A 7,698-nucleotide genomic window follows, 5' to 3' on the forward strand; every position below is an offset into this window, starting at 1 on the left:
TTCGCGAGCAAGCCCGCTCCCACATTAGTACTGCATTGTCTGCCAGATCAGGTTTTGATCAGAGACCGTAGCTCATCAGGCGCTCATAACGACGGGCCAACAGCGCCTCGTTATCGAACTTCTTGAGCATCGCCAGTTGCGAGCCCAGTTCAGCACGGATGGTCGCGGCGGCGGCAGCCGGGTCACGGTGTGCGCCGCCCAATGGTTCGGCGATCACCTTGTCGACAATGCCCAGGCCCTTGAGGCGATCGGCTGTAATGCCCATGGCTTCAGCAGCGTCTGGCGCTTTTTCGGCGGTTTTCCACAGGATCGACGCACAACCTTCCGGCGAGATCACCGCGTAGGTCGAGTACTGCAGCATGTTCAGTTGGTCGCACACGCCAATGGCCAGTGCACCGCCGGAACCACCTTCACCAATCACAGTGGCGATGATCGGGGTTTTCAGGCGCGACATGACGCGCAGGTTCCAGGCAATCGCTTCGCTCTGGTTGCGCTCTTCGGCGTCGATGCCCGGGTAAGCACCCGGGGTGTCGATGAAGGTCAGGATCGGCATCTTGAAACGCTCGGCCATTTCCATCAGACGGCAAGCCTTGCGGTAGCCTTCCGGGCGCGGCATGCCGAAGTTACGGCGGACTTTCTCGCGTACTTCACGGCCTTTCTGATGACCGATCACCATCACTGGCTGGTCGTCCAGACGAGCGATACCGCCCACGATGGCCGCGTCGTCGGAGAAGTGGCGATCGCCATGCAACTCGTCGAACTCGGTGAAGATGTGCTGAATGTAGTCCAGGGTGTACGGACGGCGCGGGTGGCGAGCCAGGCGCGCGATCTGCCAGCTGGTCAGCTTGCCGAAGATGTCTTCGGTGAGCGTGCTGCTCTTGTCTTGCAGGCGAGCGATCTCATCGCCGATATTCAGCGAATTGTCATTGCCGACCAGGCGCAGTTCTTCAATCTTGGCTTGCAGGTCAGCGATCGGCTGTTCGAAATCAAGAAAATTCGGGTTCATAAGCGTCCGTCTTGGGTCGACGGCCAAGGAGTGCCTGGCCAGCCGGTTGTCTATTCGCGCCCTACCTTAAGGGAGAGGCGCGTTTAGGTCGAGATTAAATGTTCAGTCGAGATCAGACCTATCTGACCGTCAACGGTATTGGAGGAAGACGTTGTCTCGCCCGAACTGGTCACGCAAAGCTTGAATCAAGCCATCTGCGGGATCAATTCGCCACGTCTCGCCGAACTGCAACATGGCCTTGGCGTCATTGCCGGTGTACTCCATGGTCACCGGGCACGCGCCACGGTGGCGCTTGAGCAGGTCACCCAGCCAGCGTAGCTGATCGCCCTTGAGGGCTTCGGTCTTGACCTTCAGGCGCAAGCTTTCGGCCAGGTTGGTGCGCGCGTCTTCCATGCTCATCACCCGTTTGATCCGCAGGCGCAGGCCGCCAGAGAAGTCGTCGTTGCTGACCTCCCCTTCCACCACCACCATGGCGTCAGTCTGCAGCAGCGACTGGGCGGAGTGGAACGCGTCGGCAAACAGCGATGCTTCGATCCGGCCCGAGCGGTCGTCGAGGGTGATGAAGCCCATCTTGTCGCCCTTCTTATTTTTCATCACGCGCAGGGCGATGATCATGCCGGCGACGGTCTGGGTATCACGCGCCGGCTTCAGGTCGATGATGCGCTGGCGAGCGAAACGGCGGATTTCGCCTTCGTATTCGTCAATCGGGTGACCGGTGAGGTACAGGCCCAAGGTGTCTTTTTCACCCTTGAGACGCTCCTTGAGGGTCAGGTCCTTGGCCTTGCGGTGGTTAGCGTACACATCCGCATCTTCCTCGACGAACAAGCCGCCAAACAGGTCGGCGTGGCCGCTGTCATGGGTACGGGCGGTCTGCTCGGCGGCCTTGATCGCCTCTTCCATGGCGGTCAGCAACACCGCGCGGTTGCGGTCGATATTGGCCTGGTAAGCCTTCGGCTCATCATGGAAATACGGGCCGAGACGGTCGAGTGCGCCGCTGCGGATCAGGCCGTCGAGGGTGCGCTTGTTGATGCGTTTGAGGTCAACCCGCGCGCAGAAGTCGAACAGGTCCGTGAACGGGCCGTCCTGACGCGCTTCGGTGATGGCTTCAACTGGGCCTTCGCCCACGCCTTTGATCGCGCCAAGGCCATAAATGATGCGGCCTTCGTCGTTCACCGTGAACTTGAACTCGGAAGCGTTCACGTCTGGCGCGTCGAGGCGCAACTTCATGGTGCGCACTTCCTCGATCAAGGTCACGACCTTGTCGGTGTTGTGCATGTCCGCCGACAGTACCGCCGCCATGAACGGCGCCGGGTAGTGAGCTTTCAGCCAGGCGGTCTGGTACGAGACCAGGCCGTAGGCGGCGGAGTGGGATTTGTTGAAGCCATAACCGGCGAATTTTTCCACCAGGTCAAAAATGTTACCGGCAAGGTCGGCGTCGATATTGTTACTGGCGCAACCTTCAATGAAACCGCCGCGCTGCTTGGCCATTTCCTCGGGTTTTTTCTTACCCATGGCGCGACGCAGCATGTCCGCACCGCCGAGGGTGTAACCGGCCATCACCTGGGCGATCTGCATCACCTGTTCCTGATACAGGATGATGCCGTAGGTCGGCGCCAGTACTGGCTTGAGGCCTTCGTACTGATAGTCAGAGTGCGGGTAAGCCAGCTCCGCGCGCCCGTGTTTACGGTTGATGAAGTCATCCACCATGCCCGATTGCAGCGGGCCCGGACGGAACAGCGCCACCAATGCGATCAAGTCTTCCAGGCAGTCGGGCTTGAGCTTTTTGATCAGCTCCTTCATGCCGCGCGACTCAAGCTGGAACACCGCCGTGGTTTCGGCTTTTTGCAGCAACTGGTAGGTCGGTTTGTCGTCCAGCGGGATAAACGCGATATCCAGCGGCGGCTCGTCGACCTTGGCGCGCTCGCGGTTGATGGTCTTGAGCGCCCAGTCGATGATCGTCAGGGTCCGCAGGCCGAGGAAGTCGAACTTCACCAGGCCGGCAGCCTCCACGTCGTCCTTGTCGAACTGGGTGACCAGGCCACCGCCCTCTTCGTCGCAATAAATCGGCGAAAAGTCGGTGAGCTTGGTCGGCGCGATCACCACGCCACCGGCGTGTTTGCCGACGTTACGCACCACGCCTTCAAGCTTGCGGGCCATGTCCCAGATTTCGGCGGCCTCTTCATCGATCTTGATGAAGTCGCGCAGGATCTCTTCCTGTTCGTAGGCCTTTTCCAGGGTCATGCCCACTTCGAACGGGATCATCTTCGACAGGCGATCCGCCAGGCCGTAGGACTTGCCCTGCACCCGCGCAACGTCACGGATTACAGCCTTGGCCGCCATGGAGCCGAAGGTAATGATCTGGCTCACGGCGTTGCGGCCGTATTTCTCGGCCACGTATTCGATCACGCGGTCGCGACCGTCCATGCAGAAGTCGACGTCGAAGTCGGGCATGGACACCCGTTCCGGGTTCAGGAACCGTTCGAACAGCAGGTCATATTCCAGCGGGTCGAGGTCGGTAATCTTCTGCACATAGGCCACCAACGAGCCGGCACCCGACCCCCGCCCAGGGCCTACCGGTACGCCGTTACTTTTGGCCCACTGGATAAAGTCCATTACGATCAGGAAGTAACCGGGGAACCCCATCTGGATAATGATATCCAGCTCGAAATTCAGCCGGTCCACATAGACCTGGCGCTTGGCTTCGTAGTCTTCGGTGGTGTCCTTGGGCAACAGCACGCTGAGGCGATCTTCAAGGCCATCGAACGAGACCTTGCGGAAGTACTCATCGATGGTCATGCCATCGGGAATCGGGAAGTTGGGCAGGAAGTGCTTGCCCAGCTTCACTTCAATATTGCAGCGCTTGGCGATCTCGACGGAGTTTTCCAGGGCCTCGGGCAGGTCGCTGAACAGCTCGGCCATTTCATCGGCGCTTTTGAGGTATTGCTCTTCGCTGTAGTTCTTCGAACGACGCGGGTCGTCGAGCGCCCGGCCTTCGCCGATGCACACGCGGGTTTCGTGGGCTTCGAAATCTTCTTTCTTGATAAAGCGCACATCGTTGGTTGCGACCAAAGGCGCGCCCAGCTTGTCAGCCAGCGCGACGGCGGCGTGCAGGTGCTCTTCATCGTTGGGGCGGTTGGTGCGCTGGACTTCCAGGTAGAAACGGTCAGGAAAGACCTGCATCCACTCGCGGGCCAGCACCTCGGCTTCCTGAGGGTTGCCACCCAGCAGCGCGATGCCGATCTCACCTTCCTTGGCCGCCGAGAGCATGATCACGCCCTCGCTGGCCTCGGCGACCCATTCGCGCTCGATGATGATCGAGCCATTGCGCTGGCCGTCGATAAAACCACGGGAAATCAACTCAGTGAGGTTGCGATACCCCACGCCGTTCATCGCCAACAGGCTGATGCGGCTCAGTGGGTTATCCGGGTCTTTGTTCGACAGCCACAGGTCGGCGCCGCAAATCGGCTTGATCCCGGCACCCATGGCGTTTTTGTAGAACTTGACCAGAGAGCACATGTTGTTCTGATCGGTCACCGCCACCGCAGGCATGTTCATGCCCACCAGGGTTTTGACCAGCGGTTTGATCCGTACCAGGCCGTCGACCAGGGAATATTCAGTGTGCAGGCGCAGGTGAACGAATGAAGCCGGCATAGTGATCCTGTCTAGAAACTTAGAAACAACAAGGCCCGGGATTGTACCGGGCCTTGAGCAAAACATCAGCCTCGCGACTAAACCTCGCTGAGACTCTCCCGTGCCTCGTAAGCCTGGCGGACCGGGGCGAACGAGCGACGGTGGATCGGCGTCGGGCCCAGGCGAGCCAGGGCTTCCAGATGAACGGGCGTCGGGTAGCCCTTGTGCCCACCGATGCCGTAGCCGGGGTAGATCAATTCGAAAGCGGCCATTTCACGGTCACGGCTGACCTTGGCCAGGATCGAGGCGGCCGCGATGGCTGGAACCTTGCTGTCGCCCTTGACCACAGCTTCTGCCGGCATCGTCAATGTTGGGCAACGGTTGCCGTCGATCATCGCCATTTTAGGCGTGATATGCAGGCCTTCAATCGCGCGCTGCATCGCCAGCATGGTGGCGTGCAGGATGTTGAGTTCGTCGATTTCTTCGACCTCAGCCCGGGCGATGTGCCAGCTCAGGGCTTTCTCACAAATCTCGTCATACAGCTTTTCGCGACGGGCTTCGGTGAGTTTTTTCGAATCGTTAAGGCCGAGGATCGGGCGGTTCGGATCGAGAATCACGGCAGCCGTGACGACGGCACCGCACAGCGGGCCACGACCGACCTCGTCGACGCCCGCCACCAGATCAAGGGCCGCGGCGACCAGGCTGAAATCCAGGCCCATTTGCGTCTTCATAGGGCTTCCTGCTGATGACCGATCAACGTGAGCACGGCATCTGCCGCTTGGTTCGATGCATCACGGCGCAAGGTGCGGTGAATTTCGTCAAACCCACGGGTTTGCTCTTCGCCGCCGTCGATCAAGGGGAAAAGGGTGTGCGCCAAGGCTTCAGGCGTCGCATCGTCTTGCAACAACTCGGGCACCAGCAGGCGCTGGGCGAGCAAATTCGGCAGCGAGATGTACGGGCTTTTGACCATGCGCTTGAGAATCCAGAAGGTCAGCGGCGCCAGGCGATAGGCCACGACCATCGGGCGCTTGTAGAGCAAGGCCTCCAGGGTCGCGGTGCCGGAGGCGATCAACACGGCATCGCACGCGGCCAGCGCGAGGTGCGAGCAGCCGTCGAGCAAGGTCAACGGCAAATTGCGACCGACCAACAAGGCCTCTATTTGCGCACGGCGCTGAGGGCTCGCGCACGGCAATACAAAGCGCACTCCCGGCTTCAGGGCTTGCAGACGTTCGGCGGCATCAAAAAACACCGCGCCGAGGCGGCCCACTTCGCCGCCACGACTGCCAGGCATCAACGCAACGAGCGCGCCGTCGGGCAAGCCCAGCTCGGCACGCGCTGCAGCACGGTCTGCGTGCAGAGGAATGGTGTCAGCTAGGGTGTGGCCGACAAATCGCACCGGCACGCCCTTCTCTTCATAGAACCTGGCCTCGAAGGGCAGCAGGGTCAGCATCAGGTCGCAGCCTTCACGGATCTTCAGCACGCGCTTCTGCCGCCACGCCCACACGGACGGGCTGACGTAATGCACGGTCTTGATGCCGGCTTGACGCAACTTGAGTTCGATATTGAGGGTGAAGTCCGGCGCGTCGATGCCAATAAAGACGTCGGGCTTTTCTTCGATCAGCGTCTGGATCAGCAGCTTGCGGCGGGCCAACAGCTCACGCAGGCGGCCCAGTACTTCCACCAAGCCCATGACCGACAAGCGCTCCATGGGAAAGTAGGACGTGAGACCTTCGGCCTCCATCAGCGGGCCGCCGACACCGATAAACTCCACCGCAGGATGCTGGGCTTTAAGGGCCCGCATCAAGCCCGCGCCCAAAATATCGCCGGAAGCCTCACCGGCCACCAACGCAATACGCAAAGTGGCCATGATCAGCGGGTGATGCCGCGAGTCGACGCCTGGATCGAGTCACGGAACACCGCGACTTCCGGGAACAACGCTGCCGGCTCGGTCAGTTCGGTCAAGGCCTGGTCAACCGTGAGCCCTTGGCGGTAAACCACCTTGTAGGCGCGGCGCAGGGCGTGAATCGCGTCTTCGCTGAAACCACGACGGCGCATGCCTTCGAAATTCATGCTGCGCGCTTCGGCAGGGTTACCGAATACGGTGACGAATGCCGGAACGTCTTTGCCGATCGCAGTGCCCATGCCGGAAAAGCTGTGGGCGCCGATATGGCAGTACTGATGCACCAGGGTAAAACCGGACAGGATCGCCCAGTCGTCAACGTGCACATGGCCCGCCAACGCGGTGTTGTTGACCAGGATGCAATGGTTGCCGATCACGCTGTCATGGCCAATGTGCGCATACGCCATGACCAGGTTGTGATCACCCAACGTGGTTTCAGCGCGGTCCTGCACCGTGCCACGGTGAATGGTCACGCCTTCACGGATGATGTTGTGATCACCGATTACCAGGCGCGTTTCTTCACCCTTGTACTTCATGTCCGGGGTGTCTTCGCCTACCGAGGAAAACTGGTAGATACGATTGTGTTTGCCAATGCGGGTCGGACCCTTGAGGATCACGTGCGGCCCGATGACAGTCCCCTCGCCGATTTCCACACCTGCGCCGACGATCGACCAAGGGCCGACCTCAACGTCGTCGGCCAGTACGGCCGACGGATCGATGATTGCGCGAGGGTCAATCAAACTCATAGTTTGCGTTCCGCACAGATGATCTCAGCGGAGCACACCGGCTTGCCGTCCACCGAGGCCTGGCATTCGAACTTCCAGATCTGGCGTTTGCAACTGATGAACTTGGCTTCCAGGATCAACTGGTCACCCGGGGTGACCGGGTTGCGGAAACGCAGCTTGTCGGAGCCCACGAAATAATACAGCGTGCCGTCGGCAGGCTTGAGGTCGAGCATTTTGAAACCAAGGATACCGGCAGCCTGGGCCATCGCTTCGATGATCAACACGCCCGGCATGATTGGATGCGCAGGGAAATGACCATTGAAGAACGGTTCGTTGATGCTGACATTCTTGTAGGCACGAATGCGCTTTTCCTCAACATTGAGGTCCGTCACACGGTCCACCAGCAGGAACGGGTAACGGTGAGGCAGGTATTCGCG

At 60.1% G+C, this 7,698-nt stretch carries 6 protein-coding genes; all 6 read right to left on the minus strand.

Annotated features, from left to right (window positions below):
* Positions 1-58 precede the first annotated feature (58 nt).
* Positions 59-1,006 (minus strand): acetyl-CoA carboxylase carboxyltransferase subunit alpha, encoded by a 948-nt coding sequence (locus tag WBB95_RS22405; RefSeq protein WP_122542627.1) that lies wholly within the window; start codon positions 1,004-1,006, stop codon positions 59-61.
* A gap of 129 nt (positions 1,007-1,135) precedes the next feature.
* Positions 1,136-4,657 carry a DNA polymerase III subunit alpha gene (dnaE, locus tag WBB95_RS22410; RefSeq protein WP_424489559.1) on the minus strand — a complete coding sequence of 1,174 codons (3,522 nt, stop codon included), beginning with the start codon at positions 4,655-4,657 and terminating at the stop codon, positions 1,136-1,138.
* Between the two features lie 77 nt (positions 4,658-4,734).
* Entirely contained in the window at positions 4,735-5,367 is a 633-nt protein-coding gene (gene rnhB / locus WBB95_RS22415; RefSeq protein WP_424489560.1) for a ribonuclease HII, read from the minus strand.
* Positions 5,364-6,503 (minus strand): lipid-A-disaccharide synthase, encoded by a 1,140-nt coding sequence (lpxB, locus tag WBB95_RS22420; protein WP_424489561.1) that lies wholly within the window; start codon positions 6,501-6,503, stop codon positions 5,364-5,366. The genes rnhB and lpxB overlap by 4 nt, the downstream gene beginning before the upstream one ends.
* Before the next feature lie 2 nt (positions 6,504-6,505).
* Positions 6,506-7,282: an acyl-ACP--UDP-N-acetylglucosamine O-acyltransferase gene (gene lpxA, locus WBB95_RS22425; protein ID WP_424489562.1), complete on the minus strand. Its 777-nt coding sequence runs from the start codon at positions 7,280-7,282 to the stop codon at positions 6,506-6,508.
* Positions 7,279-7,698, minus strand: a 420-nt coding sequence (gene fabZ / locus WBB95_RS22430; protein ID WP_424489563.1) for a 3-hydroxyacyl-ACP dehydratase FabZ, incomplete at its 5' end; no start/stop codon positions are given. The genes fabZ and lpxA, both read right to left, overlap by 4 nt.

It is taken from the genome of Pseudomonas sp. (assembly GCF_049645325.1).
GTDB lineage: Bacteria > Pseudomonadota > Gammaproteobacteria > Pseudomonadales > Pseudomonadaceae > Aquipseudomonas.